This window comes from Streptomyces sp. TLI_105, assembly GCF_900105415.1.
In the GTDB taxonomy this organism is placed as follows: domain Bacteria; phylum Actinomycetota; class Actinomycetes; order Streptomycetales; family Streptomycetaceae; genus Streptomyces.
Genome location: NZ_FNSM01000001.1, coordinates 7,595,669 through 7,622,209 on the forward strand (window position 1 = coordinate 7,595,669; position 26,541 = coordinate 7,622,209).

At 73.8% G+C, this 26,541-nt stretch carries 25 protein-coding genes and 2 pseudogenes; 15 read left to right on the plus strand and 12 right to left on the minus strand.

Going from position 1 to position 26,541, the window contains the following annotated elements:
* Positions 1-22: 22 nt before the first annotated feature.
* Both BLW86_RS34640 and BLW86_RS34645 read right to left on the minus strand, forming a co-directional pair.
* The gene (locus BLW86_RS34640) at positions 23-463 is read right to left on the minus strand and encodes a GNAT family N-acetyltransferase (RefSeq protein ID WP_093877675.1); all 441 of its coding nucleotides are present in this window, start codon (positions 461-463) and stop codon (positions 23-25) included.
* A gap of 73 nt (positions 464-536) precedes the next feature.
* The gene (locus tag BLW86_RS34645; RefSeq protein ID WP_093877676.1) at positions 537-1,949 is read right to left on the minus strand and encodes a pyridoxal phosphate-dependent decarboxylase family protein; all 1,413 of its coding nucleotides are present in this window, start codon (positions 1,947-1,949) and stop codon (positions 537-539) included.
* 279 nt (positions 1,950-2,228) lie between these two features.
* On the opposite strand from BLW86_RS34645, the gene BLW86_RS34650 reads away from it, so the two are divergent.
* Entirely contained in the window at positions 2,229-3,014 is a 786-nt protein-coding gene (locus tag BLW86_RS34650) for a L,D-transpeptidase family protein (protein ID WP_093877677.1), read from the plus strand.
* A 153-nt stretch (positions 3,015-3,167) separates the two neighbouring features.
* Here BLW86_RS34650 and BLW86_RS34655 read toward each other — a convergent pair whose 3' ends face one another.
* A complete protein-coding gene (locus BLW86_RS34655) occupies positions 3,168-4,550 on the minus strand; it encodes an NAD(P)/FAD-dependent oxidoreductase (protein ID WP_093877678.1) in 1,383 nt (460 codons plus the stop codon).
* A gap of 157 nt (positions 4,551-4,707) precedes the next feature.
* On the opposite strand from BLW86_RS34655, the gene BLW86_RS34660 reads away from it, so the two are divergent.
* Positions 4,708-5,280, plus strand: coding sequence for an NADPH-dependent FMN reductase (locus BLW86_RS34660; RefSeq protein WP_093877679.1), 573 nt, complete (start codon positions 4,708-4,710; stop codon positions 5,278-5,280).
* 22 nt (positions 5,281-5,302) lie between these two features.
* On the opposite strand, the gene BLW86_RS34665 is transcribed toward BLW86_RS34660, so the two are convergent.
* The 3 genes from BLW86_RS34665 to BLW86_RS34675 all read right to left on the minus strand — a co-directional run bounded on the left by BLW86_RS34665 (position 5,303) and on the right by BLW86_RS34675 (position 7,620).
* On the minus strand, positions 5,303-6,481 hold the full coding sequence (locus tag BLW86_RS34665; protein WP_093877680.1) for a YncE family protein: 1,179 nt from the start codon (positions 6,479-6,481) through the stop codon (positions 5,303-5,305).
* Between the two features lie 170 nt (positions 6,482-6,651).
* Positions 6,652-7,233, minus strand: coding sequence for a dienelactone hydrolase family protein (locus BLW86_RS34670; protein ID WP_093877681.1), 582 nt, complete (start codon positions 7,231-7,233; stop codon positions 6,652-6,654).
* Positions 7,234-7,347: 114 nt separating this feature from the next.
* On the minus strand, positions 7,348-7,620 hold the full coding sequence (locus tag BLW86_RS34675; RefSeq protein ID WP_093877682.1) for a hypothetical protein: 273 nt from the start codon (positions 7,618-7,620) through the stop codon (positions 7,348-7,350).
* Between the two features lie 191 nt (positions 7,621-7,811).
* On the opposite strand from BLW86_RS34675, the gene BLW86_RS34680 reads away from it, so the two are divergent.
* The 7 genes from BLW86_RS34680 to BLW86_RS34710 all read left to right on the plus strand — a co-directional run bounded on the left by BLW86_RS34680 (position 7,812) and on the right by BLW86_RS34710 (position 14,560).
* Positions 7,812-9,020, plus strand: a complete 1,209-nt coding sequence (locus tag BLW86_RS34680) for an RNA ligase (protein WP_093877683.1) — start codon at positions 7,812-7,814, stop codon at positions 9,018-9,020.
* A 2-nt stretch (positions 9,021-9,022) separates the two neighbouring features.
* Complete coding sequence (locus BLW86_RS34685) at positions 9,023-9,937, plus strand: phosphatase domain-containing protein (protein WP_256341522.1); 915 nt, start codon at positions 9,023-9,025, stop codon at positions 9,935-9,937.
* A 66-nt stretch (positions 9,938-10,003) separates the two neighbouring features.
* Entirely contained in the window at positions 10,004-10,729 is a 726-nt protein-coding gene (locus BLW86_RS34690) for a ribonuclease H family protein (protein WP_093877684.1), read from the plus strand.
* A gap of 287 nt (positions 10,730-11,016) precedes the next feature.
* On the plus strand, positions 11,017-11,700 hold the full coding sequence (locus BLW86_RS34695; protein WP_093877685.1) for a GNAT family N-acetyltransferase: 684 nt from the start codon (positions 11,017-11,019) through the stop codon (positions 11,698-11,700).
* Positions 11,701-11,790: 90 nt separating this feature from the next.
* Entirely contained in the window at positions 11,791-12,330 is a 540-nt protein-coding gene (locus tag BLW86_RS34700) for a hypothetical protein (RefSeq protein ID WP_093877686.1), read from the plus strand.
* Positions 12,331-12,554: 224 nt separating this feature from the next.
* A complete protein-coding gene (locus tag BLW86_RS34705; RefSeq protein WP_093877687.1) occupies positions 12,555-13,640 on the plus strand; it encodes an enoyl-CoA hydratase/isomerase family protein in 1,086 nt (361 codons plus the stop codon).
* Positions 13,637-14,560, plus strand: a complete 924-nt coding sequence (locus BLW86_RS34710; protein WP_093877688.1) for a glutaminase — start codon at positions 13,637-13,639, stop codon at positions 14,558-14,560. Before BLW86_RS34705 ends, BLW86_RS34710 begins: the two co-directional genes overlap by 4 nt.
* A gap of 18 nt (positions 14,561-14,578) precedes the next feature.
* Here BLW86_RS34710 and BLW86_RS34715 read toward each other — a convergent pair whose 3' ends face one another.
* Positions 14,579-15,187 (minus strand): TetR/AcrR family transcriptional regulator, encoded by a 609-nt coding sequence (locus BLW86_RS34715; protein ID WP_093877689.1) that lies wholly within the window; start codon positions 15,185-15,187, stop codon positions 14,579-14,581.
* Between the two features lie 91 nt (positions 15,188-15,278).
* Here BLW86_RS34715 and BLW86_RS34720 point away from each other — a divergent pair, with 91 nt between their 5' ends.
* Complete coding sequence (locus BLW86_RS34720; RefSeq protein ID WP_093879030.1) at positions 15,279-15,680, plus strand: DUF4345 domain-containing protein; 402 nt, start codon at positions 15,279-15,281, stop codon at positions 15,678-15,680.
* A gap of 15 nt (positions 15,681-15,695) precedes the next feature.
* Here BLW86_RS34720 and BLW86_RS34725 read toward each other — a convergent pair whose 3' ends face one another.
* Positions 15,696-16,400, minus strand: a complete 705-nt coding sequence (locus tag BLW86_RS34725; protein WP_093877690.1) for a lysophospholipid acyltransferase family protein — start codon at positions 16,398-16,400, stop codon at positions 15,696-15,698.
* A gap of 143 nt (positions 16,401-16,543) precedes the next feature.
* Between BLW86_RS34725 and secF the strand changes: the two are divergent.
* Positions 16,544-17,286 (plus strand): annotated as a pseudogene (secF, locus tag BLW86_RS34730) (protein translocase subunit SecF); the annotation flags it as partial.
* An 82-nt stretch (positions 17,287-17,368) separates the two neighbouring features.
* Here secF and BLW86_RS34735 read toward each other — a convergent pair.
* The 4 genes and pseudogenes from BLW86_RS34735 to BLW86_RS34750 form a co-directional block, all read right to left on the minus strand.
* A complete protein-coding gene (locus BLW86_RS34735) occupies positions 17,369-17,767 on the minus strand; it encodes a nuclear transport factor 2 family protein (RefSeq protein WP_093877691.1) in 399 nt (132 codons plus the stop codon).
* Between the two features lie 44 nt (positions 17,768-17,811).
* On the minus strand, positions 17,812-18,090 hold the full coding sequence (locus tag BLW86_RS34740) for a hypothetical protein (RefSeq protein ID WP_093877692.1): 279 nt from the start codon (positions 18,088-18,090) through the stop codon (positions 17,812-17,814).
* Between the two features lie 205 nt (positions 18,091-18,295).
* Positions 18,296-19,553 (minus strand): annotated as a pseudogene (gene mgt, locus BLW86_RS34745) (macrolide-inactivating glycosyltransferase).
* Positions 19,520-20,689 (minus strand): FAD-dependent monooxygenase, encoded by a 1,170-nt coding sequence (locus BLW86_RS34750; protein WP_093877693.1) that lies wholly within the window; start codon positions 20,687-20,689, stop codon positions 19,520-19,522. The pseudogene mgt and the gene BLW86_RS34750 overlap by 34 nt, the downstream one beginning before the upstream one ends.
* Before the next feature lie 78 nt (positions 20,690-20,767).
* On the opposite strand from BLW86_RS34750, the gene BLW86_RS34755 reads away from it, so the two are divergent.
* The 4 genes from BLW86_RS34755 to BLW86_RS34770 all read left to right on the plus strand — a co-directional run bounded on the left by BLW86_RS34755 (position 20,768) and on the right by BLW86_RS34770 (position 26,537).
* Positions 20,768-21,340, plus strand: coding sequence for a TetR/AcrR family transcriptional regulator (locus BLW86_RS34755; protein WP_093877694.1), 573 nt, complete (start codon positions 20,768-20,770; stop codon positions 21,338-21,340).
* A 67-nt stretch (positions 21,341-21,407) separates the two neighbouring features.
* Positions 21,408-22,223, plus strand: a complete 816-nt coding sequence (locus BLW86_RS34760) for an NPP1 family protein (RefSeq protein ID WP_177181840.1) — start codon at positions 21,408-21,410, stop codon at positions 22,221-22,223.
* Between the two features lie 97 nt (positions 22,224-22,320).
* Positions 22,321-24,375: a CASTOR/POLLUX-related putative ion channel gene (locus tag BLW86_RS34765; RefSeq protein ID WP_256341523.1), complete on the plus strand. Its 2,055-nt coding sequence runs from the start codon at positions 22,321-22,323 to the stop codon at positions 24,373-24,375.
* Positions 24,376-24,476: 101 nt separating this feature from the next.
* Positions 24,477-26,537: a pectinesterase family protein gene (locus BLW86_RS34770; protein WP_093877696.1), complete on the plus strand. Its 2,061-nt coding sequence runs from the start codon at positions 24,477-24,479 to the stop codon at positions 26,535-26,537.
* Positions 26,538-26,541 lie beyond the last annotated feature (4 nt).

The following is a 26,541-nucleotide window of genomic DNA, read 5'->3' on the forward strand; positions in this document are numbered from 1 at the left end:
CGATCCGTCAGAAAGGGTGGCGTCAGGCCAGGCGCAGCGCCACGAACGGGATCGTGTCGCCCGGCAGGACGTACCGCTCCACCTCCACGAAGCCGCGCGCCAGGGCGAACCGCAGCCCCTCCTCGTTCGAGGCGAGGACCACCGTCTCCACGCCCTCGTCGCTCAGCGTCCGCGCGTGCGCGAGCCCCCGCTCGTACAGCGCCGTCCCGAAACCCCGCCCCCGGTACTCCGGCAGCGTCCGCGCGATGACGGTCGCCGCCGGAGTCTCCTCGTCCGGCGGCCGCACCGTCGAACAGCCCACCGCCACGTCCCCGAGGTACGCGACGTCCAGCCGGTTCCGGCCCGCGCGCTCCCGCACCTCCTCGGGGGAGAGCACCGCCGTCGGGATGATCGTGTTGTGCACGGCCCGCCAGTCGGCGAGCTGCTCCCCGGTCCGGGCCCGTTCGATACGAAGATCACTCATCGGAGCAGGAAACCGCGCCCCGTCGGGCGGGTCAACCGCTTTCGGCGGGCCCCGGCGGCCCGTCGGCCGGTGCTCACGCGTCCCCCGCCGCGGGGAGCCCCCGGACCGCCCGCGCCAGCGCGTCCCGGACCCGGTCCGTGTCCTCCTCCGTCGTACGCCAGTTGCTGAACGCGGCGCGCAGCGCGGGCGTGCCGTGCAGGACCGTGGGGGTCAGGAACGCCTCGCCGGAGTCGGCGACCGCCCGCGCCACGGCGGCGAGCCGCTCCGCCGTCGGACCGTCGGCGAGGGTGAAGCAGACGACGTTCAGGTGCACCGGCGCGAGGAGCCGCAGCCCGGGCACCGCCGAGATCCCCTCGCCGAGGCGTCCGGCCAGCGCGACACAGCGCTCGACGATCTCGGCGTGCCCCTCGCGCCCGTACGCGGTCAGCGAGAACCAGGTGGCCAGGGCGCGCAGTCGGCGGGAGTTCTCCGGCGTCAGATGGAGGAAGTCGGGCGTCCCGGCGGGGAGGCCGAGATACGGCGACTCGTTGTGGAAGACCCGCACCTGGAGGTCCTGGCGGCGGGTGAACTGGACGGCGGCGTCGTACGGGACGTTCAGCCACTTGTGCAGGTCCACGCAGATCGAGTCGGCCGCGTCGAGCCCGTCGACGAGCCCGGCACGGGCGGGGGAGAGCGCGGCGAACGCGCCGAACGCGGCGTCGACGTGCAGCCAGAAGTCGTACCGCTCCTTGAGCGCGGCGATCGCCCGCAGGTCGTCGAAGTCGACCGTGTTCACCGTCCCGGCGTTCGCCACCACGACGGCGGGCCGCCCGTCCAGCGACTCCAGCGCCTCGGCCAGCGCGGTCACGTCCACGGCCTCGCGCTCCCCGCCGAGCAGCGGCACCGACCGCAGCCGGTCCCGCCCGATGCCCAGCACGGACAGCGCCTTGGTGATGCTGGAGTGCGGGCTGCCGGACAGCACGTGGACCGGGCCGAGCGCGGCCGCCCCGGCACGGGACACCGAAACGCCCAGACGCTCGCCCAGCCACTCCCGGGCGACGGCGAGCCCCACGGTGTTGGACATCGTGGCACCGCTGACGAACGCGCCCCCGTGCGCCTCGCCCAGCCCGAAGAGCTCCCGCAGCCAGCCCACCGTCTCGCGCTCCAGGGCGGCGACGGTCGAGCCGCCGCCGCTGGAGCCGTTCTGGTCGTAGGCGCCGGTGAGCCAGTCGCCGGCCAGGGCCGCGGGGGTGGCGCCGCCGGTCACGAAGCCGAGGTAGCGCGGACCCGCCGAGCCGGAGAACCCGGGCTCCCAGCGCTGCGCGAACCGGTCGAGCGCACCCTGCGCGCCGACGCCTCCCGTCGGCAGCGGATCGGGCTCGGGGGCCTTCGCGGGGGAGGCGACGGGCCGCTCACCGACCCTGGAAAGCTCATGGGCCGCGAAGTCGCGGACGGACTGGAGGAGTTCGGGCAGCCGGGCGAGGTCGGCGGCGAGCGTGGGATGCATGGCCCCAGGGTAGGCAGGCCGCCAGCGCGTCGGCAGGGGCCAATCCGAAGAGGGTGGCCTGGTATGAGGTCCCGTCAGCAGGCCGATCGCTCCCCGTGGCACGCGACCGGTCGGGTGGCGGAGGGGCGCCCGGGTGACGCGCCCCTCCGGGCGCCGGCTCGACGGGCCGTGCCCGCCGCGGAAGCGGCCGTACGGGTGAGGGCGCGGTCGTGGTGGCAGTGCCGCCCGCCGAACGGGTACGGATCGCTGCATTGCCCCCGGCCAGGAGGATGCCGTCCCATGCCCGTCCGCAAGGGCGCCCCCGCGCTGCTGAGCGCCGGCACGCTGTGCGCGGCCCTGTTGCTCACCGCCTGCGCGAGCCCCGCCCCACCCGCGCCCGCCCCGACGTCCGCGCCCACCTCGGGCGACAGCCGCCCCGCCCCGGGCCCGCCGGCCGCGGCCGCCAACGACCTCGCCTCCGCCCCGGCCCCCGCACCCCGGATCCCCGGCGTCGGCCCCGCCACCCAGGCCCACGTGCCCGACGACACCACCCAGGCCTTCGTCGTCACCGGGGCCGGCGCCGACTCCAACACGGCCACCGCCACGCTGTACCGGTACGACCCGGCACGCGGCTGGATCGAGACCGCCGGGCCCTGGCCCGCCCGCAACGCCCTTGAGGGCTGGACCGCCGACCACACGGCCGGCGACCTGCGCTCCCCCATCGGGGTCTTCCGGCTCGGCGACGCGGGCGGGCGGCTGCCCGATCCCGGCGCCCGGCTCCCGTACGACCAGGACGAGCAGTTCGACATCAGCGGCACCGGCTTCATGGGCGAACCGCTGGAGGGCTCCTTCGACCATGTGATCGCCATCGACTACAACCGGGTGTCCGGCCGTACCCCGCTCGACAAGGAGCGCCCCCTCGGCGACGAGAAGGGCGGAGGCGTCTGGATCCACGTCGACCACGGCGGCCCCACCCAGGCCTGCGTCGCCCTGGAGCGGGAGGCGCTGCGCGAACTCCTGCGCGCCCTCGACCCGGCCGCGGAACCCGTCGTCGTCATGGGGCCGGCGGCCGAACTCGCGCGGTGACGGCCCGCGCGGCGCCGGAAGCCGCACACCTGGCGCCGCGCGCAGCCCGTTCCGGCCGTCGGGGTCGACCGCCGCGCTGAGTCGGCTTCGGCGGCCCGGCCCGACCGCCGCGCTGAGCCGGTTCCGGCCGCCCGGCCCGATCGCCGCGCGGAGTCAGTGCCCGCCGCCCGGGCCCACCGCCCCGCGGAACGAGCCCGTGTGCCGACGGACCTGCTCCGGCGTCAGGTACGCGTCGGTGTACTCGAAGTCCCGCAGCGTCCCCGCCTTCGAGGCCAGGAACCCGGTCCGTACGTAGTCGTCGCCCGCGACGGCGTTGAGCAGCCAGTTCGTCATCACCCGGGTCTTGGCCACATTGGTCCGCAGCGCCGCCCAGTGGTAGCCGCGGGCCACGGCCTGGGCGGCCGCTCCGTGCAGCTCCACGCCGAGCGGCTTCGACACCCCGTCCATGCCGCCCAGGTCGACCACGAGCCCCAGGTCCTTGTGGGTGTACGGGTGGGTCCGCTCGCTCCGGAGCGTCGCGACCAGGTTGTCGGCGACGGCCTTGCCCTGCCGCATCGCGTGCTGCGCGGTCGGCGGGCAGATCGCGCCCTCCTCGCCCTTGGCGAGATCGGGGACGGCCGCGGCGTCGCCCAGCGCCCACACCCCGTCGAGGCCCGGCACGTCCATCTCGGCCGAGACGACGAGCCGGCCCCGGAGGGTCTCCGCGCCGAGCGTGCCGATCAGCGGACTCGCGGCCACGCCGGCCGTCCAGATCAGCGTCCGGCTCGGCAGCACCCGCCCGTCGGTGAGCGTCACCGACTCCTCGTCCACCGAGGCCACCGACACGCCGAGCGACACCTCGATGCCGCGCTTCGTCAGGATGTCCAGGGCGGCGGCGCCCAGCTTGTCGCCCAGCTCGGGCATCAGCTTCGGCGCGATGTCCACCAGATGCCACTTGATGAGGGCGGGGTCGAGCCGGGGGTACCGCTTGACCGCGTTGTGCGTGAGCAGTTGGAGACAGGCGGCCGTCTCCGTCCCGGCGTACCCGCCGCCGACCACGATGAACTGCAGCCGCGCGGCCCGCTCCTCCTCGTCGTCGCTCGCGTCCGCCAGGTCCAGCTGGGCGATGACGTGGTCGCGGATGTAGACGGCCTCCGCGAGGGTCTTCATCCCGCGCGCGTGCTCGGCGAGTCCCGGGATGTCGAAGGTGCGGGTCACGCTGCCGGGCGCGAGGACGAGATGGTCGTACTGCTCCGTCACGAACTCGCCGGAGATCGTCCGCACCACACAGGCCTTCGCCGCCGTGTCGATGCCGACCACGCCGCCCGGGACGATCCGGGTCCGGTGCCGCCGGCTGCGCCGCAGGGACAGCGCGACCGACTGCGGGGTCAGCACGCCGGCGGCCACCTGGGGAAGCAGCGGCAGGTACAGCTGGTACGAGAACGGGGAGAGGAGCGTGATCACCGCCTCCCGTTCGGCGAGGCGCCGTTCGAGCCGCCGCACGCAGCCCACTCCGGCGAAGCCGGCGCCCACCACGAGAATCCTCGGTCGAGTCACGCTGTCCGCCTTTCCCTATGAGCCGTGGGTAACCCTTTTTATCGTGATTGGTGGCATATCGCTCATCGGGTTACGTTGCGGAAGGCCTCACAGAAGGTCCCGCGAAGGCCCCGTGGAGGGCCTCCGGAAGCCCCCAGCGGAAGGCAGGACAGCGCGCATGAGCACCTACCAGGTCGGCTACTTCGTCGGCAGCCTCTCGACGAAGTCCATCAACCGGATCCTGTCCCGGGCCCTGATCCGTGTCGCGCCCCCCGGCCTCGAGTTCCGGGAGATCCCCATCAAGGACCTCCCGCTCTACAACCACGACTTCGACGCCGACTACCCGCCCGAGGGCAAGGCGCTCAAGGAGGCCATCGCGGCCGTCGACGCGATCCTCTTCGTGACGCCGGAGTACAACCGGTCCATCCCCGGCGCCCTCAAGAACGCCATCGACTGGGCCAGCCGCCCCTGGGGCACGAACTCCTTCATCCACAAGCCGTCCGCCGTCATCGGCGCCTCGCCCGGCAAGATCGGCACGGCCGTCGCGCAGCAGAGCCTCCGGTCGGTGCTCAGCTTCTGCAACTCCCCGCAGATGAACGCCCCGGAGGCGTACATCCAGTTCACCCCGGGGCTGTTCGGCGAGGACGGCGAGGTCACCGACCCGACGACCCAGCAGTTCCTGACCGACTTCATGACCGACTTCAAGGCCTTCGTGGAGCGCGTCCTCACCGTCCTGCCGCCCCGGCGCTGAGGCGCCGGTACGGCGCCGTGCGTCAGAGGAGCGCGACCCCCAGGGGCCGGGAGCCCGCGAGGAGACGGCGGGTGTCGCCCGTGTCGAGGTCGACGACGGTCAGACCGTCCCAGTACCCGTCCCGGGTGAAGCCGCCCGTCACATAGGCGGTGCGGCCGTCGCGCGACACGGCCACGCTCTCGTGCGGACCCTCCAGGGGGTAGACCCGCTCGGCCCCGCCGGGCGTGCGCACCGTGAGGGAGGGGCCGCGGTCCACGTCCGGGTCGATCGGCCCGGTGCCGACGGCCAGCAGCGTTCCGTCGGCGGTCACGGTCGCGCCGTGCTGATGGGTGTTCGCGGTCATCGGCTCGATCGTCGTCCGGCCCGTCCCGGGGTCGACCACCGCGAGCCGCTCGCCCTCGAAGGGCAGCAGGAGCTTCCCGTCCGAGGGCCGCACGGCCGTGTAGTGCGGCTTGAGCCAGGAGCCGAGCCCGCCCTCCGTGCCGTACGGGGCGACCTGGATCCGGCGCGGGGCCGCCGTCCTCGCCGTGACGACCGTGACGTCGAAGGAGTCGTGGTTCGTCACGTACACCTCGGCGCCGTCCCGCGACACGTCCACGTCGAAGGGGCGCCGGCCGACCGGGACGGTGTCCGTGACCTTCAGCGCCGCCGTGTCGACGACCTCCAGGGTGCCGTTCCCGCCGGGCACGTTGACCCCCACGTACACTCGCCGTCCGTCCGGGGCGAGCGCGATGCCCATGCCGCCGCCCCGGTACTCGCCCGTGGTCACCGGCCCGGTGTCCGTGCGGTACGGGATCAGCGCGAGGCGTTCGCGGCTCGCCGTGTCCACGACCGCCACCCCCTCGGCGGTCGCCACCCAGGCGCGCCCGTCCTCGCCGACGGCCAGACCGTACGGCGCGGTGCCGACCTTCACGGAACCGGTGGCGCCCCGCGCGGGGTCGACGAAGGTGACCGTGTCCGAGCCGAAGTCGGTGACGAGCAGGGTGCCCGGGGCGACCGCGCCGTCCGGGCCCGGCGTCACGGGGACGGGGGAGCCGGGACCGGCCGGTCCGGCCGTGGGGGAGGCCCCGGCGGGCGTCGCCGCACCGGTGGCGGAAGCCGTTCCCCCGGAGCCCTGGGCGCAGCCCGTGAGCAGGACCGCGGCCACCGCGCCGGGCACGAGCACCCGAGCGGCACGGGACGGACGGCGGGACTTCGGCATGACGGACTCCTCGGTACGGCGACCGCGCGGACGGCCCCGCCGGGGTGCCCGCGCCCTGCCCCCGATCCTCCGCCCGCGCCCGCCACCGCCGGATCCGCCGCCCGTCCCCTCCCGGGCAGCGGGACGGCCGACCCAGGGGTCCACCGATCGGTTGACCCGCCGCGCGAGGCTCAGGCCTTGAGGGCGTCCAGGAAGCACAGCACCCGCTCGACGCACAGCGCGGCCGCCTCCGGCACGTGGTCGGGCGCACCGCGCTCCGCGAACAGATGGGCCGTGCCCGGGTACAGGAACAGCTCCCGGTCCTCGGCGCCCGCCACCAGCGCGCGCGCCGCCTCCAGGTCCCCCTCGCCGGCGAAGTACGGATCGGCGTCCATCCCGTGCACCTGTACGGGAACGCCCTCCGGCCAGGCCGCACCGAACGCGTCCACCGGCACACAGGCACCGAAGAGCAGGGCACCGGCCGCCCCGGGCCGGGTCTGCGCCAGCTTCTGCGCGGGCAGCACGCCGAGCGACAACCCCGCGTACACGACGTCCTGCGGAAGTCCCTCGGCCGCCCGCTCGCCGCGCGCCACGATCGTGCCGAAGCCGACCTCCTGGGCGTACCCGCCGCCGGCCTCCAGGTCCTCGAACACCCGCCCCTCGTACAGATCGGGCACGTGCACCGCGTGCCCGGCCCGCCGCAACCCGTCGGCGAACGCGCCGACGCCCTCCGTCAGCCCGAGCGCGTGGTGGAAGAGCAGTACCTCGGCCATGTCGTCCTCCCCTGGGTCACCGCACGAGGCCCGCCCGCGTCGCGGGCCGGGCCACTTCGGGAGGCAGCATGACGCACGCCACTGACAACGGCCCGGGACACGGGTCCCGTGAGGTCAGCGCATCGGGCGGTGCGGGACGACGGCGCCCGCCTGGCCCATCATGCCCCCGGCCCCGCCGATGCCCATGGGGCCGCCGGCACCGGGGTGCGGCGCACCGGCGTGCACGACGGAGCCCTGCGGACCGGGAATCCCCTGCGGAGGCATCTGGATCACCCGGCTCAGATCCCGCATGACCTCCTCGGCGGTCTGGCGGACGTCACCGGGAACGTCCCCCCGCTCCCGTATGAGCTCGGCGTAGATCGGTGCCGTGCCGTCCGCGTGGTTCATGGGGCTCGCTTCCTTCGTCTGGGGCCGGTTCCGTCACCGACGGGCAGACGGCGAGTCTACGGGGCACCACCGACACGCCCGGGATCGGGAGCCCGCTCGGCACCCCCGCCCGCCTGCCCCACCGCGAAAACCGGTGTCCCGCACGGCCGTCCCGCCCCAGAATGGATCATCGAACACACGGGAGGGACCCCATGAGCCAGGCGACCCTGACTCTGCACGACCTGATGCCGTCCGACGAACTCGCCGCCGCTCTCGCGAACGGGCACGTCACGCGCAAGCACCACCCCGAGCTGCCGCTGTCGATCTACACGTACACGCGCGCGTGCCAGTACGCCCAGCACTGGAACCGGGCCACCACGCGCTGCCGCGGACTCGTCGCCGACGACGCCACCGGGCGGATCGTCGCGCTCCCCCTCCCCAAGTTCTTCAACCTCTCCGAGCACACCGGCGACCGCCCCTACGCGCCCCCGCTGCCCGACGAGCCCTTCGAGGTGTACGACAAGGTCGACGGCAGCCTCGCCGTCGTCTTCCACTACGCCGACCGCTGGCACGTCGCCTCCAAGGGCTCCTTCACCAGCGGCCAGGCCACCTGGGCCCAGCGCCGCCTCGACGCCGCCGACACCACGGGCCTGACCCCCGGCGTCACCTACCTCGCCGAGATGCTCTACCCGGGCAACCGCATCGTCGTGAACTACGGCGAGCGCCGCGACCTCGTGCTGCTCGCCGCCTTCCGCGCGGACGGCACCGAACTCCCCCTCGCCGAGGCCGCCGAGGCATGGCGGCCCATCGGCTCCGTCGTCCGCACCTGGCCCGCCATGGACGTCGCCGAACTCGTCGCCCTGACCGAGTCCAACACCCTCCCCGGCGGTCGCCCGGCCACCGGCACCGACGCCGAGGGCTTCGTCCTGCGCTTCGCCTCCGGCCTGCGCGCCAAGGCCAAGCTCAGCGAGTACGTGCGCCTGCACAAGGTGCTCACCGGAGTCACCGAGCGGGACATCTGGCGCAGCCACGGCATCCAGCGCTTCTCCGCCCTCCCCGCCGGCGAGCTCGCCAAGGGCCTCGGCTGCGCCGTCACCGACGTCGAGGCCTCCGGAGGCAAGCCCCTCGACGCCCTCCTCGAACAGGTCCCGGACGAGTTCGACGCCTGGGTGCGCGAGGTGATCGCCAAGCTGGAGACGGCCGCGGCGGACCGCGAGCGGGCCGTCGACGAGGCGTACGCCCGCCTCGCCCACCTCGCCGGCGACCGGGCCGCCTTCGCCCGCGCCGCCGCGGGCCTCGGCGACCGGGCCCTGCGAGCCCTCCTCTTCCTGCGCCTCGACGGGCGCCCCACCGACCTCCTCGTCTGGCGTCAGCTGCGCCCCGAGGCCACCGACCCCTTCGCCCACGCCGAGGAGAACTGACCGTGCCTGTCGTCCATCTCATGACCGGCCTCCCGGCCTCCGGGAAGACGACGGCCGCCCGCGCCCTCCAGGCCGCGGCCGAGGGGCGGATGCGCCGCGTCAACCTCGACGACCTCCGCGCCATGCTGGACCTCCCCGCGGCGGAGCGCGGACGCTCCCACACGCACGAGCAGACCGTGCTCGGCATCCAGGACGCGGCGGTCCGCGCCGCCGTCGACGACGGCTTCGACGTCGTCGTCGACAACACGCATCTGACCCCGCACGTCCCCAAGCGGCTCAAGGCGGCCGTCGCCGGCCTGGCCACCTTCGTCGTCCACGACTTCACCGGCGTGCCCGTCGACGAGTGCGTCCGCCGCGACGCCGCCCGCGAACGGCCCGTCGGCGAGGAGATCATCCGCATCCTCGCCGACAAGCACGCCAAGGCCACCCGGGGCGGCTGGCGCCTCACCGCGGACTGGCTCAACGACCACCCCGCCGTCGAGCCCTACGTCCCCGACCCGGCCCTCCCCACCGCCGTCATGTGCGACATCGACGGCACCCTCGCGCTCCGCGTCGACCGGGGCCCCTACGACTTCAGCCGCTGCGACCGCGACCTGATCAACCCCTCCGTCCGCGACGCCCTGCGTGCCTTCCGGCACTCCGAGCGGGACCGGATCGTCCTCCTCTCCGGGCGCAGCGAGGACCACCGCGCCCTCACCGAGAGCTGGCTCGCCCGGCACGAGGTGCCGTACGACGAGCTGTGGATGCGCGCCTCCGGCGACGGCCGCGGCGACGACCTCGTGAAGGCCGAGCTCTTCGACGCCCATGTGCGCCACCGGTACGCGGTCCGGGTCTCCCTGGACGACCGCGACCGCGTCGTCGCCCTCTGGCGCCGGATGGGCCTCCCCACCTGGCAGGTCAACTACGGCGCCTTCTGACCCGGTCCGGCCGGGCACCGACGGGGGTGGGGCCGCCCACCCCCGTCGGCGTGTCAGGATCGTGGGATGGTGGAGAAGATCATCGCGGCGTGCGACGGCGCGTCGAAGGGAAACCCCGGCCCCGCGGCCTGGGCATGGGTCATCGGTGGCGCCGACGGGGCGATCGACCGCTGGGAGGCGGGCCCCCTCGGCCGGGCGACCAACAACGTGGCCGAACTCACGGCCCTGGAGCGCCTCCTGGAGGCCCTGGACCCCGCGCTGCCCGCCGAGGTCCGCATGGACTCGCAGTACGCCATGAAGGCCGTCACGACCTGGCTCCCCGGCTGGCGCCGCAAGGGCTGGAAGACCGCCGCCGGCACCCCGGTCGCCAACAAGGACCTGGTCGTACGGATCGACGCGCTGCTCACCGGCCGGGACGTCGACTTCGTGTACGTCCCCGCGCACCAGGTCGACGGAGACCCCCTCAACGACGCCGCCGACCGCGCGGCCAGCCACTCCGCCCGCACCCAGGAGCCCCTCGCCTCCGCCGACGGAGCCGAACTGCCCCCGGCCGACCCCGCCACGCGCACCTCCACGCCCCGGGCGCGCTCCTCTGCGCCCCGTAGGGGCTCCGCGGGCTCCGGCGGGGGTTCCGCGGGCTCCGGCGGCGGGGGTTCCGCCCGTGGGACTCGCCCGTCCGGCCGCACCCTCAACGCGAAATTCCCGGGCCGCTGCCGCTGTGGTCGTGCCTACGACAAGGGCGAGAGCATCGCGAAGAACTCCGACGGCTGGGGCCATCCCACCTGCGTCTGAACCGACGGGCCGTCCGACTGGCGGGCGGCCCCGTCCGGCCCGTGAGACCGTCCGGACCGGGCGCGCGGCAGGCTTCACCCTCGCGTGGACGCAGGTTCTCCCGGGGTTCTGTTCTCGGAGCGGTTGTGGCTGCATACTGATCCTCCTCGCACCCGGTGGCGAACCGTTTTACCTGCTCATTTGTCGTTCTCACGACACTTTCGGCACCGGGCGAGAACCCCCTCCTGCTGCCGCCGCGGACTCCCCGCGGCGGGAGTCGTCCCTGCCCGTGAAAGACCCGAGGACCCGTGCCAGTACCTGTTCTCCTGACCGGGCGCTCCGTGCGCCTGGAGCCGCTGGCGATGCGGCACGCCGAAGCCCTCGCCCGGGCCGGCGGGGCGGACCGATCGGCCTACGCCTTCACCCCCGTACCCGATGGCCTCGAATCGGCCCTCGACTACATCGCCCGCGCCCTCGCCGATCAGGCGGCAGGCCGTTGCCTGCCCTTCGCCCTGGTCAGTACGGCCGACGAGAGAGTCATCGGCTCGACCCGCTTCCTCGAACTCGACTACTGGCGGGGCCCGCTGGTGTGGCCGCCGGTGCCCGGCATGCCCCACGGCGATCCGCTGACCGCCGTCCCGGACGCCGCCGAGATCGGCAACACCTGGATCGCCGGCGACGCCCGGGGCACCGGAATCAACACCGAGGCCAAGTACCTCATGCTCCGGCACGCCTTCGAGGCCTGGGGCGTGCGCCGCATCACCATGCGCGCCGACGCCCGCAACACCCGCTCCAGAATCGCCATCGAACGCCTCGGGGCGACCTGCGAAGGCATCCGCCGCGCCCACTCCCGTGGACTCGACGGAGCCGTCCGCGACACGGCCTTCTACTCGATCCTCGACGAGGAATGGCCCACCGTCCGGGACATCATCGAACTGCGCCTCTCCACCCCCCGGCAGGTGCGCGTCCCCCAGGACCTGCTGCCCGCCTGAAGCGTCCGAAGGCGCCCGAGCGGCCGGTGGCGCATGGTGGCCTCGTGACCACGTACCGTGAAAACGTTCCGTGAACAGCGAGGTAGAACCATGCGCCACCCCCTCTCCGTCACGGCCGCCAGGAGCCTCCTGGCGGCCGTGCTCACCGCGTCCGCCGCGGCGGCGGCCGTCACCCCCGCGGCTGCCGAGGTCCTCGTGGACGATTTCGACGTCACCCGCACCGACACGTTCACCGTGCCCCTCGAAGGCTGTCTCCCCGCCGACCTCCTCGGCACCGCCACCGTCACCGAACACTCCATCGGCCGGGTCGTGCAGACCCCGGGCGCCGTGGTGGTCAAGGGCGTCGACCTCTTCGACTTCCGCATGACCTTCCCCGACGGCCGGTACGTGGACAGCGGCGTCGACCAGGAACGCTTCACCGCCGTCTTCACCGAACCCCGCCGCATCGCGGTCGCCTCGATCGACTCCCGCGACGAGCGCACCCTCCACGCTCCCGACGGCACCCCGATCGGCACCCTCTCCATCCGGGAGACCTACGACGTCGTCTACCGCGACACCAACGGCAACGGCGAGCCCGACCCCGGCGAGATCACCACGGAACGCCACCGCTTCCGCCTCACCTGCGGCTGACCGGAGCTCGCGCCCCCGGTCCGCCGGTGGTTCCATGGAGGTGACGGGAAGGACTCGGTGTGAGGACGCGGGGTAGCGGCCCTCACGGACCGCGCACCGTGCAATCAGGATCCGCGAGAAGCGGATGAGTCCTTCCCGCCCCTCCGCTCCACCCCGTCCCAGGGGGTGCGACGCGCCCCGGTACGGTGGCCGGGACAGCGAGTCGTGCCACCCGAAGGGACCGAGTGATCGTGCCGACCGGAACCCCCGACGTACTCCTCCGGACGGAGGGCCGGGCCGGATTCATCACCCTGAACCGGCCCCGCGCCATCAACGCGCTCACCCACGCCATGGTCCTCGCCGTCGACGGCGCGCTCACCGCCTGGGAGCACGATCCGGCCGTCACCACCGTCGTCATCGAGGGCACCGGGGAGCGAGGCCTCTGCGCCGGCGGCGACATCCGCGCCATCCACGACGACGCGCGCGCCGGAGGGTCGGCCTCGGCCGCCTTCTGGCGGGACGAGTACCGGCTCAACGCCCGCATCTCCCACTACCCGAAGCCCTACGTCGCCCTCATGGACGGCATCGTGATGGGCGGCGGCGTCGGCGTCTCCGCGCACGGCTCCGTCCGCGTCGTCACCGAACGCTCCCGGGTCGCCATGCCCGAGACCGGCATCGGCTTCGTCCCCGACGTCGGCGGCACCCACCTCCTCGGCCGCGCCCCCGGCGAACTCGGCACCCACCTCGCCCTCACCGGCGGCCACGCCGGCGCCGCCGACGCGATCCTCACGGGCCTCGCCGACGCCTGCGTCCCCTCCGCCGAACTCCCCGCCCTGGCCCGCGACCTGACGGAGATGCCGGCCGAGGAGGCAGTCGCCCGCCACACCGTCGCGCCGCCCGCCGGCGTCCTCGCCGAGCAGCGGGAGTGGATCGACGCCTGCTACACCGCCCCGACCGTCGAGGAGATCGTCGAGCGCCTCTTCGACACCGGCGTGCCCGCCGCCAAGGAAACGGCCGAGACCCTCCTCGCGCGCTCCCCGGCCGCCCTCAAGGCGACCCTGGCCACGCTCCGCCGCTCCCGCGCCCTCGCCACCCTCGAAGAGGTCCTCGACCTGGAGTACCGCGTCTCCTGCGCGGCCCTCACCACCCCCGACCTCGTCGAGGGCATCCGCGCCCAGGTCGTCGACAAGGACCGCGACCCCCACTGGACCCCGGCCACCCTCGCCGAGGTCACGGAGGCCGACGTCGCCCGCTACTTCGCCGTGCCGGCCGACGGCGACCTCGGCCTGGCCGCCGCGACCGCCGGACACGGGGCGCGAGGCGGCGCGTGACCACGAACACCTCCTTCCAGCCCGTCCTCGACCGCATCGCCGAGGAGCTCGCCGAACTCACGGACCGGGGCACCCCGGCCGACTACATCCCGGCCCTCGCCGCCGGCGACCCGCGCGACTTCGGCATGGCCGTGGCGGAACTCGACGGCACGGTCTACGGAGTGGGGGACTGGCGCCGCCCCTTCTCCACGCAGTCCGTCACCAAGGTCTTCACCCTCGCGCTCGCCCTCGCCGGGGAGGGCGAGGCGCTCTGGGCCCACGTCGGCCGGGAGCCCTCCGGCGACCCGTTCAACTCCCTCGTCCAGCTGGAGTACGAACACGGCATCCCGCGCAACCCGTTCATCAACGCCGGCGCCCTCGTCGTCACCGACCGGCTGCACCGCCTGACCGGCGACGCCTCCGGGAGCCTGCTCGCCTTCCTGCGCGCCGAGAGCGGCAACCCGGACCTCGCCTTCGACGCCGACGTCGCCGCCTCCGAAGCCGCCCACGGCGACCGCAACGCGGCCCTCGCCCACTTCATGGCCTCCTACGGCAACATCACGGGCCCCGTCCCCGAGCTGCTGCACGAGTACTTCCGCCAGTGCTCCCTGGAGGCCTCCTGCGCCGACCTGGCCCTCGCCACCGGCTTCCTGGCCCGGCACGGACTCCGCGCCGACGGCAGCCGTCTGCTGACCCGCAGTCAGGCCAAGCAGGTCAACGCCGTCATGCTCACCTGCGGCACCTACGACGCGGCCGGCGACTTCGCCTACCGGGTCGGGCTCCCCGGCAAGAGCGGCGTCGGCGGAGCCGTCGTCGCCGTCGTGCCGGGCCGCTGCACCCTGTGCGTCTGGAGCCCGGGCCTGGACAGCCGGGGCAACTCGGTGGCGGGAGTGGCGGCGCTCGACCGCTTCACGACCATCACGGGCCTGTCGGTCTTCTGACCGGGCCGCTCCCGGTGGTCAGCGGGGCCAGTCGGGGGCCGGGTCCTCGTCGAGGAGGGGCCGGAGGGCGCCCACGACCGCGCCGACGCACACGTCACGGAGCTCGGTGCGCGTACAGGTCTCGTGGGTCAGCCAGTCCACGCACAGCACCTGCACGAAGACCAGCCAGCTCTTCAGGACGCCCGACACGGCCGCCCGCGTCCGGTCGTCGGCGAGCGGCAGCACACCGAGCAGGCGCTCGCGCAGGGCGTCCAGTTCACCGGTGATGATCGTCTGGACGAGAAGGTCGCCGGCCAGGACGCGGTTCGCCGCGAGGACCGTGTTCCGGTTCGTCGCGAAGTACTCGATGTGCGCGTCGAGGCCCTGCGTCAGCTGTTCGACCAGGGTGTCGGCGGGGTCGAGCCGCGTCTTCGCGAGCAGCTGCGCGGAGACCTCCTGGTAGAGCGCGGCGAAGAGATCCCGCTTGCTGGGGAAGTGCTGGTAGAGCAGCGCCCGGGAGACCCCGGCCCGCTCCGCGACCTCCTCCATCAGCACCTCGTCGTACGGCAGCGCCGCGAAGAGCCGTGCGGCGACGTCCAGGAGCTGGGCGCGGCGTTCGGCGGGGCTGAGGCGTCTGCGGGGCGGCACTCCGCCATGCTACTTGACATGTGTCCAGTAAGCGGCCGTACGCTGACACGCACCACTACTAGATGCGTGTCTACTGATGGGGGTCGCGCACATGACCAGAGCCACAGCGCTTCGGGGGCTCGCCCGGGCCATGGGGTACGCCTGCGTGGCGATCGGACTCCTCCACGTCCTGCTCGGCAACGCCGCCATTCCGGGGGCCGAGTCCGCCGGGCCGACGATCGACAGCCTCGGCCGGTTCTTCGGCGCGATCTTCGCCGGTTACGGTCTCGCCTGGCTCTGGGCGGCCCGACAGTCGCCCGTTCCCGCCGCGGCCGTGCGGGGGCTCACCGCCGTCTTCCTGCTGGGAGCCCTCGGGAGGCTGCTCTCCCTCGCCGTCGAAGGGCGGCCGCACTGGTTCCAGCTGGCGCTCACCGCGCTCGAACTCACGCTGTCCCCGGTGCTGTTCTGGCTGGCGGACGCGGAGGAACGGGCCGGGGACGAGACCCCCGCCTGACGGAGAGGCGGAGACTCAGCCACGGCGCCGGGCCTCGTGCGCGGCCGCCGGTCCTTCGCCGCCGAGCGCCGCGGGTTCGCCCAGGGCCCCGGCCGCCGTCCGCCAGGCCTCGGTCACGGCCCCGTGCGCGAGCTCCGTCGCGGCGGCCACGTCGTCGGGCAGCCGCAGCGGCGTGCCGATGTGGACGTGCAGGCCCGGCCTGCGGACGGGCGCGGTCAGCACTCCGGCGAGCTGCTTCGCCCGCCCGCCCGAGGTGATCCGCCGGGCCCCGGCCTGACCGATCGGCACGACCGGCGCCCCCGTCGCCCGCGCGAGCCGCGCGAGGCCGGTACGGAACATCTCCGGCGGGTTCTCGGCGGCGTCCCGGCGCGGCGGGATGCGCCCCTCCGCGTACAGCATCACGTGCCGCCCCGAGGCGAGCGCGACCGCCGCGTGGTCCAGGGCCGCCGCGGCGTGCGCCGAGCCGCGGTGGACGGGGACGTGCCCCTCGCGGGTCAGCGCCCGGCCGAGGACCGGGACCCGCCAGAGCCCCGAGGTGGCGAGCAGGACGGGCTCGACGGCCAGCCGCCTGCGGAGCGCGGCGAGCACGAGCGCCGGGTCGGCGAGCGACGTGTGGTTCACGACGAGGATGCTGCCCGGCTCGACACGGGCCCCGGGGTCCGAGGTGACGGTCAGTCGCCCGAAGAACGGGACGACGTGGGCGGCGAGACGACTGAGCACGGGAGGCCCCCTGGCTCCGAGGCGGAACGGTGACGGAACCATCGTCCAGGGGCCCCACGGCCCGGACATGAGCGTTCGTACTCAACCGCCGGGCGTGCCCCCGTACTCAATCGCGCCCCGCGCCCCGTCCAGGCTGAGGCCTCTCCCTGATCACCGCGATGGTGATCACCCGGCTCCTCGCCGACCTGACGTTGTGCCTGCCCGCCGTCCGCAGGCGGCCGGCGGTGACCGGAATGGCGGCGCTCGGCAGGCTGCGGACCGGGCTGATCCGCCGTGTGCCCCGTCTGATGGTGAACCGGCGCCGCTGACTGACCGGATGCGCCGGGCTGCTCCTCGTGCCCTCGCCGGAATCGGCGTGCGGGGCGTGGAGTTCGGCGTCGAGTTCACCGGCGGCCGGGTCGTCCGGTACACCGCCGACCGCCCGGTGGACGCGGACACGGCCCGTACGGCCGTCGCGAGCGCCGGTCTCCCCGACGCCGTCGTGCAGACCACCGGCGACGGCGACGTCCCGGTGCGCGTCCGGGAGACCGGGGACGACGAGCAGCGGGAGATCCGGGAGGCGCTCACCCGGGTCGCGGGCCCGGTGGAGGTGGAGCGGGACGACCGGATCGGCCCGAGCCTGGGCGGAGAGCTGCGCACCCACGCCCTCCTCGCGCTCGGCCTCGCCGTGGCGGCGCAACTGGCCTATCTGGCGTTGCGGTTCCGCTGGACGTACGCGACGGCGGCCGTGGTGGCGATGGCCCAGGACGTACTGCTCGTGGTCGGCCTGTTCGCGTGGCTGGGCAAGCCGGTGGACGGCGTCTTCCTGGCCGCGCTGCTCACCGTCGTCGGCTACTCGGTCAACGACTCCGTCGTCGTCCTCGACCGGCTGCGGGAGCTGCGCCGCCGGGGCGGGGGAGCGGTGGTCTGACGGAGTCGGCCCGTCGCCCCTCCCCGTGCGAGGGGGGCGACGGGCCGCCGTCGACCGGTCAGGAGTGGTCGAACCAGGAGAGGGCCGCGATCCGCCAGCCGTCCGGCGTCCGGACGAACTGGAGCGTCTTGGTGCCCTCGCCCTCGTAGGGCTTCCCGTCGAAGACCCCGGACTTGCGGTAGGTGCCGAACCGGGAGGCGACGTCGCCCTCGATCCGCGTCTCCTCGGAGGTCTCCCACTCGGAGAACTCGACGAGCCGTCCGTCGGAGAGCAGCCGCTCGCGCGGTGCGATGAACTCCTCCACGGAGTACGCGGTGAACGCGGGCGCGGTGCAGACGATGACCCCCTGGGGCAGCACGAGCCGCCGGATCCGGTCCACGTCGGCGGCCTTGCCGTCCCGGTTGTCGAACGCGCCGTAGAACTCGGCGGTCACCCGGTCAATTTCGGTCTTGGACATGACACGACCCTACGCCTCGCCCCGCGGCCCTTCGGCGACTCCGGTCACGGCGTCCAGTAGTTGTGGACCTGGCGGATCTCGGGCTGGGAGCCCTGGGGGAGGCCCATCTCCTGGGCCATCGGCATCACGAGGCCCATGAACTTCTGCATGTCCTGCTCCGACTCCCACAGGTCGTGGATCACCAGGCCCGAGTCGGTCGCCACGCAGACGTGGGAGAGGCAGCCCTCGAAGGGGTTGCCGGGCAGCGCCTGGAGCTTGCTGTTCAGGGCGTCGTACTGATCGGTCGTCACACCCGTCATCTCGGCCTTCACCAGAATCGCCATCGAGATCTCCTTCGTGCGGTCAGCCCTCCGCACCGCCGACGTGACGGTGCGTGTCGAGTTCAGAACGCACCGTACCCGCGAGGGCGGCGGCAGGAGGCGCGACCCGCCCCCACGGGCTCCGCCGTGTCGCCCTCGCCGGGAGCCCTCGACGGGAACCCGTCCACGGGGAGCGGTCGCGGGGGAGCGCTCGCCGGGCGCGTCGCCGTCAGGCGAGCTCCGCCTCGATCAGGTCGGCGGCGCGGAGCGTACCGCCCTCGCGGGCCATCGCCTCCTGGATCTCCCGCGCCCGGCGCGCCACTTCGGGGTCGTCGAGGAGCGCGAGCACGGCCTCCCGCAGCCGCCCGGGGGTGACCTCCTCCATGGGCAGGTGCCGTGCCACGCCCAGGGACTGGAGCATGTCGGCGTTCCCGAACTGGTCGGCGGCCTGCGGCACGGCCACCATGGGCGTGCCGCAGGCGAGTCCCTCCTGGCTGCCGCCCGCGCCCGCGTGGGTGATGAACGCGTCGGCCTGGCGCAGGATCGCCAACTGGGGGACCCAGGAGTGCACTTCCATGTTGGGCGGCAGCTCGCCGAGTTCGGTGGGGTCGACGAACTTGCCGATCTGCAGGACGACGTGCAGGCCCGGGAGGCCGGCGAAGGCCTCGACGCAGTCCCGGTAGAAGCCGGGCTGCTTGGTGAAGGCGGAGCCGAGCGAGACGAGGAGCACCTTCTCCGCGCCCTCCGGCCGCTGCCACCCGCCCTGTTCGGCGCGGGTGCCTTGGCAGGCGCCGACGAAGGTGTAGGTGGATTCGTCCACTCGGTCGGCGTGCGGCTGGAGGAGCCGGGGGATGAGGACGAGCGCGCGGCGCGGGCGGGCGACGAACCGGTCGGGGTGGGTGTCGATGCCGTGCCCGCCGAGCCACTCCTCGAAGCGCGCGTAGTAGGCCTTGCCGCGCGGCGAGGCCTTGAGCTCGGCGAACATCGGCTCGGCGACCTCTTCCTCGTACCCCTCCCACGGCACCAGGTTCGGCCACAGCGAGACGGCGGGCACGCCCCAGGTGTGGGCGAGGACGGGGGCCGGATAGGCGGTGATGTCGTGGAGCACGAGGTCCGGCCGGTCCTCGGCGAAGGCCTCGGCGAGCTGCGGCAGCGCCTGCACCGCGTCGGCGAGGAACGGTTCGAGGTGGTCGATCAGCTCGGTGCCCCAGGCGTCCGGGTCGTCGTCGGTCGGCAGTGTGGAGGTGTAGACGACGGGGGTCGCCCCCGTCTCCGCGACCTTCTCGGCGAAGGACGCGGGGACGGCGTAGCTGACGCGGTGGCCCCGGGCGACGAGCTCGCGGATGACCTCCAGGCTCGGGTTCACGTGGCCGTGGGCGGCGATGGAGAACATGGCGATGTGCGCGGGGGAGGTGGTCATGGCGACCACCATAGACGAGACGATACGTATCGTCTACTTCTTTGGGCGGAGGATGGGCGGTGTCCAGTCGGCGTGCCGCAGGACGGCGCGCAGGGTCGCCCGGTCCGGCGCCGCCCGCAGGGCCGTGTTGCGTACGGAGACGGCGACCGGATGCGAGAGCTGCTGGCCCATCCGGCCGGCCTGGCGGGCGGCCCGGGCGACGGCCTGGCTGCGCGGACGCCGCTCGGCGTCGTACCGGGTCAGCGCCGCGCCGACGCCGGACGCGATGGCGAGCGCGGCTGCCAGCGACACCGCGTCCTCCAGCGCCTGGCAGGCGCCCTGTCCGAGATTCGGGGTCATGGCGTGGGCGGCGTCGCCGAGCAGGGCGACCCGGCCGGCGGTGAAGGCCGGCAGGGGAGTGGCCAGTTCGTGGATGTCGTGGTGCAGCACGGCCTCGGGGCGGGTCGCCGCGAGGAGGGCCGGGATCGGCTCGTGCCAGTCCCGGAAGCGGTGGCGCAGGACGGTCAGGGGATCCGGATGGCGCACGCCCGGCGGGGAGTTGAGCACGGCGTGCCACTCGGCCCGCCCGTCGGTGAAGGCGATGTGCCCGAACTCGGCGCCCCGGCCCCAGGTCAGCTCGAAGTCGGACGCGAGCGGCAGCGGGGCGTCGGTGACGGCGCGCAGGACGGTGGACCCGCTGTACGCCGGTCCGGGGTGGCCGGGGAACAGCAGCGGACGCAGCGCGCTGTTCACGCCGTCGGCGGCCACCACCAGATCCGCTTCCCGCACCCCCTCCTCGGTGACCACCCCCACCCGGTCGGGGGCGGTCAGGTCCAGGGAGGTCACCTCCGCCCCGACGACCAGGCGTTCGGCGGGGAGCGCCTCGCGCAGCAGCCGGTGCAGGGTGGCGCGCGGGATCCCGACGATCGGCGTGCCGAGCGCCCGCTCCAAGGCGGCCCCGTCCATCCGGGCCAGCCAGCCGCCGCCCGGGACGCGGGTGCCGCCGGTGTACTGGGGCCGGGCGGCCTCGCGCACCCCCGCGCCGACCCCGAGCGCGTCCAGGGCGCGGATGCCGTTGGCGTGGAGGGAGATGCCCGCGCCGGCGTCCCCGAGGGCGGTGGCGCGTTCGAGGACGGTCACCTCCCAGCCGACCCGCCGCAGCCCGATCGCCGCCGCGAGGCCGCCGATCCCGCCACCGACCACCACCGCGTTACCGCCGTCCATGCCGGATGTCCCTTCCACGGTTCTTCTACGGATGTAGAAGAACCGTACTCCTCCTCTCTACAGGTGTAGAAAGGGGGGATGCCCGCCTCCGCCGCAGCCCGACGCGCCCTCCTCGCCGACACCGCCATCGACGTCCTCGCCGAGCACGGCATGCGCGGGCTCACCCACCGCGCGGTCGACCGGGCCGCCGGTCTGCCGCCCGGCACGACCTCCGCGTACCACCGCACCCGCCAGTCGCTCCTGACCGCGCTCGTGAGCCGCCTCGTCGAGCGCGACCAGGCCGAGATCCAGGAGGCGGGCCGGCGTGCCGGAGCGCCCCGCGACGCCGAGGAACTCGTCGGCGGGCTCGCGGGGTTCACCGCGCTCCGGCTCACCGGGGAGGGCCGCCGCCGTTCCCTCGCGCGCTACGCGTGCGCCCTGGAGAGCGTGCACCAACCCGAGTTGCGGGAGATCCTCGTCCCGCGCGACAACGCGGCCCGGCGTTCCGTCGAGGAGTTCCTCGCGGCCCAGGGCCTCGAAGACGCCCGCGAGCGCACGATCACCCTGCTCACCTGCGTGGACGGCCTGGTCTTCGACCGCCTGGTCAACGGCGGCACCGTCTCCGTCGAGGAGGTCCGCCGCCTGGTGGCGGCCGCGCTGCGGCAGGGGTGAACCCGGGGCGGCCGGCCGGTGAAGGCTTTTCCGAGGACTCCGGCGCCCTCGCGCATATGGGATGTGCATGTCAAGATGCGGTCGGTTCCTGCCTCACCGACCCAGGGGGACGCAGTTGAAGACACAGGCGTACGCCACCAGGGGCACGCTCGCCCTCGCCGGCGCCCTCGCGCTGATCATCGCCCTGCCGGGCAGCGCGCTCGCCGCACCGCCCACCGCCCTGCCCGCCAACGCCGACGGCCTGGAGCAGACCTTCCAGCCGGCCTACGACTACGACACCGACGGCTGCTACCCCACCCCGGCCATCGGCCCCGACGGGACGCTCAACGGCGGCCTCAACCCCTCCGGCGCCCTCAACGGCCAGTGCCGTGACGCCTCGGACCTCACCAACACCAACGGATACGCGCGCGCGAAGTGCAACAACGGCTGGTGCGCGATCATCTACGGCCTCTACTTCGAGAAGGACCAGGCGCTGGCCGGCACCAGCCTCGGCGGACACCGCCACGACTGGGAGCACGTCGTGGTCTGGGTGCAGAACGACCAGGCCCAGTACGTCTCCACCTCCGCCCACGGCGACTTCGACGTCTACGGCCGTGACCGGATCCGCTGGGACGGCACCCACCCGAAGATCGTCTACCACAAGGACGGCATCGGCACCCACTGCTTCCGCCCGGCGAACTCCAACGACGAACCGCCCGAGAACCACCAGCACACCTGGCAGTTCCCCAGCCTGGTCGGCTGGAACGGCTACCCCGCGGGCATCCGCGAGAAGCTCACCCAGGCCGACTTCGGCAGCGCGGTCTTCGGCCTCAAGGACGGGAACCTCGCCTCCCACCTGGCCAAGGCGAAGCCGGCCGGCATCCCCTTCGATCCGTACGTCTGACCGGCCGGTCCCACCCGTGTGGCGCGGACTGATCACGAAGGGATGAACATGCCCCGATGCCGCCCCGCCGCCGTCGGCGGGGCGGCACCCTGCTGACGTGCGAAAAGAAGACAAAAAGGTCGTACCCCGGCAGCGGGGCGCCGCACAGGGAGCCGGCCCCGGCCGGACCGGGGAGACCCGGACCGCCGACGAGCGGCCCACGGACCGGATCCGGCCGACCTCCCGGATCCGGTCCGCCTCCCGAGGCCGCTCCGGCGGCCGGACACGGTCCGCTCACCGCGACCACTCCGCCGAGGAACGCCTCCGCTACTGGTTTGACACCACTCTCACCCGCGGCACCGCCGCGCTCTGTGGCTGGCTGGCCCTCGTCTGCCTCGCCCTCGTCGTCCCCGTCAGCACTGTCCTCGTCTGGACCGACCGGCACACCCCCGCCTCCCTCGGCTCCAGGATCGCGGCCGTGTGGCGCAACACCGGACAGACCATGCGCCTGGGCGGCGAGGTCGGCCCCCCGCTGCGCGTCGCCCTGTCCGTGCTCCTCGCCCTCATCGCGCTCGTCTACGTCTCCACCCTGGTCAGCCTCATCACCACCGGCCTCACCGACCGCCTCATCGCCCTCAACCGAGGTCATGCCAGGATCCTGGAGAGCGGACACACCGTCGTGCTCGGCTGGTCCGAACAGATCCCCACCGTCCTCTCCGAACTCGTCGCCGCCCGCACCGACCGGCGCCGCCGGACCATCGCGGTCCTCGCCGACCGCGACAAACCCGCCATGGAGGAGGAGCTCCGCGCCTCCGTCGGCGCCACGGGCCGCACCAGGGTTCTCTGCCGCACCGGTCGGCCCACCGACCCCGCCGCACTCGCGCGCGTGAGCCCGGCGGCCGCGGACTGCGTCCTCGTCCTGCCCCGCGACGACCCCCGCGACGACACCGAGGTCGTCAAGACCCTGCTGTCCCTCTCGGCGGCCGTGGGGGAGACGGACCCCGTACGCGTCGTCGCCGCCGTGCGCGACGACCGCCACCTCGGCGCCGCCCGCCTGGCCGCGGGGCCCGGCGCCACCGTCCTCGACATGGACGACATCGCGGCGCGCCTCCTCGTCGACTGCGTACGACAGCCCGGCCTCTCCCTCGTCCACCAGGAACTCCTCGACTTCGCCGGACACGAGTTCCACACCCTCCGGGAACCGGCGTCGTCCGGCCGCACCTTCGACGAGGCCGCCCGCGCCTGCCCGGTGTCGACCGCCGTCGGCATCGTCCACGGCGACGGCACCGTCGCGCTCAACCCGCCCCGCTCCACCCCGCTGCTCGCCGACGACGCCCTCCTCGTGATCGCCGAGGACGAGCACGCGACCCGTCTGTCGGTCACCCCCGCGCCCTACGACCCGACCGCGCTCACCCACGCCCCGCCCGAGACCCCCCGGCGCCCCGAGCGGGTCCTCCTCCTCGGGTGGAACCGCCGGGCACCCCGGATCGCCACCCGGCTCGCGGTCCGTACACCGCCCGGCTCGTTCCTCGACGTCGTGGCCGAACCGCGCACCGACACCCTCACCGGCATCCGGACCGTCACCGACGCCGTCGGCGGGCGCATGGCGGTGCTCCACCGGCCCGGCGACCCCGCCCTGAGCGGGACCACGGACGCGTTGGACCTCGACCGGTACGACGCGGTGATCGTGCTCGGCCCCGACCACCGGCCCGGCCACGGAGACCCGGACGACCGGACACTCGTCACCCTCCTCCACCTGCGGGCCGGGCGACGGGCGAGCGGCCGGCGCGTCCCCGTCGTCACCGAGATGACCGACGACCGCAACCGGCTCATCGCGCCGCCGCTCCCCGGCGCCGACTTCGTCGTCAGCGGCAGGCTCATCGGACTCCTGATGACCCAGATCTCCCAGAACCCGCATCTCGCCGCCGTGTTCGAGGAACTCCTCGCCCCGGACGGCAACACCCTCCAGCTCCGCCCGGCGGCCCACTACGTCCGCACCGGACGCACCACGTCCTTCGCCACCGTCGCCGAATCGGCCGCCCGCCAGGGCGCCTGCGCCATCGGCTACCGCTCCACGACCGCCCCCGACCACGGCCTGTGCCTCAACCCGCCCAAAGCGCACGTCCGCCACTGGCATCCGGACGACCAGGTCGTGGTCATCGCGCCCGGATAGCGGCACACGGCGGCAACCTTCCCGGGGCCGGCGGCGACCACGGGGTGCCCGCCCGTTCCGGCGCGGGCGGCACACCCCCCACGTACGGAAGGAAGCACGACGTGAGCGAGACCCGCAGCAAGGCGAGGCACCGCAGGCGCGGAAAGGCCCTGGCGATCGGTGTCCCGGCCGTCCTGGCGACGGCCGGGGTGCTGGCCTACGGGACGGCCTTCGGCCTGTTCGGCGCGGACGCCCGGCCCCGGGCCGGCGCCGCGACCGCACCCGAGTGGGCCCGCGCGGTCGCCGACGGCTTCGCGTCGGTCGACGCCCTCGGCCAGAAGGGCACGTACGGCGGACGCGACGGCGCCACCGTCACCGCGCGGAACCTCGCCGACCTCGAGAAGTACGCCACGGCGCCGGAGCCGTACGTCATCGTGGTGGCCGGGACGATCACGATGGACCCCGCGGGCAAGGAGATCAGGGTCGCCTCCGACAAGACGATCGTCGGCTCGGGCACCTCGGGGCACATCGTCGGCGGCGGATTCTTCCTCGGCCCCGGCGTCCACAACGTCATCATCCGGAACCTGACGATCCGGGACGCGTACCAGGGCGTCTGGAACGACAAGGACCACGACTTCGACGCCGTCCAGATGGACGGCGCCCACCACGTGTGGATCGACCACAACGACCTGCGGCACATGGCCGACGGCCTCATCGACAGCCGCAAGGACACCACGTACGTCACGGTCTCCTGGAACCGGCTCGGCAACAACAACAAGACGTTCGGCATCGGCTGGACGGAGAACGTCACCGCCGACCTCACCCTCCACCACAACTGGTTCCGCGAGACCGAACAGCGCAACCCGTCCACCGACAACGTCGCCCACGCGCACCTCTACAACAACTACCTCCAGGACGACCCGGGCACCGCCGTCACCTCGTCCTACGGAAACTACGCCCGCGGAAAGACCCGCATGCTCCTGGAGAACAGCTACTTCCAGGGCGTGGACAACCCCGTGATCAAGGACGCCGGCGCCGCCCTCGTCCAGCGCGGCAACATCTTCTCCGGCACCACCGGCCGCAACGAGAGCGGCGGCACGGCCTTCGACCCGAGGACGTACTACCCCTACACCCCCGACCCGGCGGCCGACGTGCCCGCCCTGCTCAAGTCCGGCGCCGGACCCCGCAGTTCCATCGGAACGACGGCGGCGGCCGCGCCCGCCGCCACGACCCTGACCGTCGCCAAGGACGGCAGCGGCCAGTACACGAGCGTGCAGAAGGCCGTCGACGCCGTACCCGCCGGCAACACCTCCCGCGTCGTCATCCGCGTCGGGCCCGGCGTCTACCGCGAGACCGTCAAGGTCCCCTCGAACAAACCCCACCTCACGATCGAAGGCACCGGCCGCAGCCGCAAGGACACCCTCATCGTCGAGGGCCGCGCCTCCGGCACGCCCAAGCCGGACGGCTCCGGCACGTACGGCACCGGCGGCAGCGCCACCGTCGCCGTCGAGGCCGACGACTTCCAGGCCCGCAACCTCAGCATCTCCAACGACTTCGACGAGGCCCGCAACCAGAACGTCAGCGGCCACCAGGCGGTCGCCCTGCGCACCGCCGCCGACCGGATCCTCCTCGACGGCGTCATCGTCAGCGGCGACCAGGACACCCTGCTCCTCGACACCGCCGCCCGCGACAGGACCGGCCGCGTCTACGTCACCGACTCCTACGTCATCGGCAACGTCGACTTCGTCTTCGGGCGGGCCACGGCCGTGATCGACCGCTCCGTCCTCACCCTGAAGAAGCGCTGGGACGGCACCTCCGCCGGATACGTCACGGCGCCGAGCACCCCCGCGGGCCGCCACGGCTTCCTCATCACCCGCTCCACGGTGAACGGCGACGTCAGCCCCGGCGGCTTCTTCCTCGGACGCCCCTGGCACGCGGGCGGCGACGCGACGCTCGACCCGCAGACCACGGTCCGCGACAGCGTGCTCGGTGCCGCCGTCAAGGCCACGCCGTGGACGGACATGGGCGGCTTCTCCTGGAAGTCCGACCGCTTCGCCGAGTACCGGAACAGCGGCCCCGGCGCCGGACCGGCCGGCGCCGCACGGCCGCACCTGACGGACGCCCAGGCCGCCGCCCAGGACACCGCGCACTGGCTCGGCGGCTGGACGCCCACCGCGGGCTGACGGG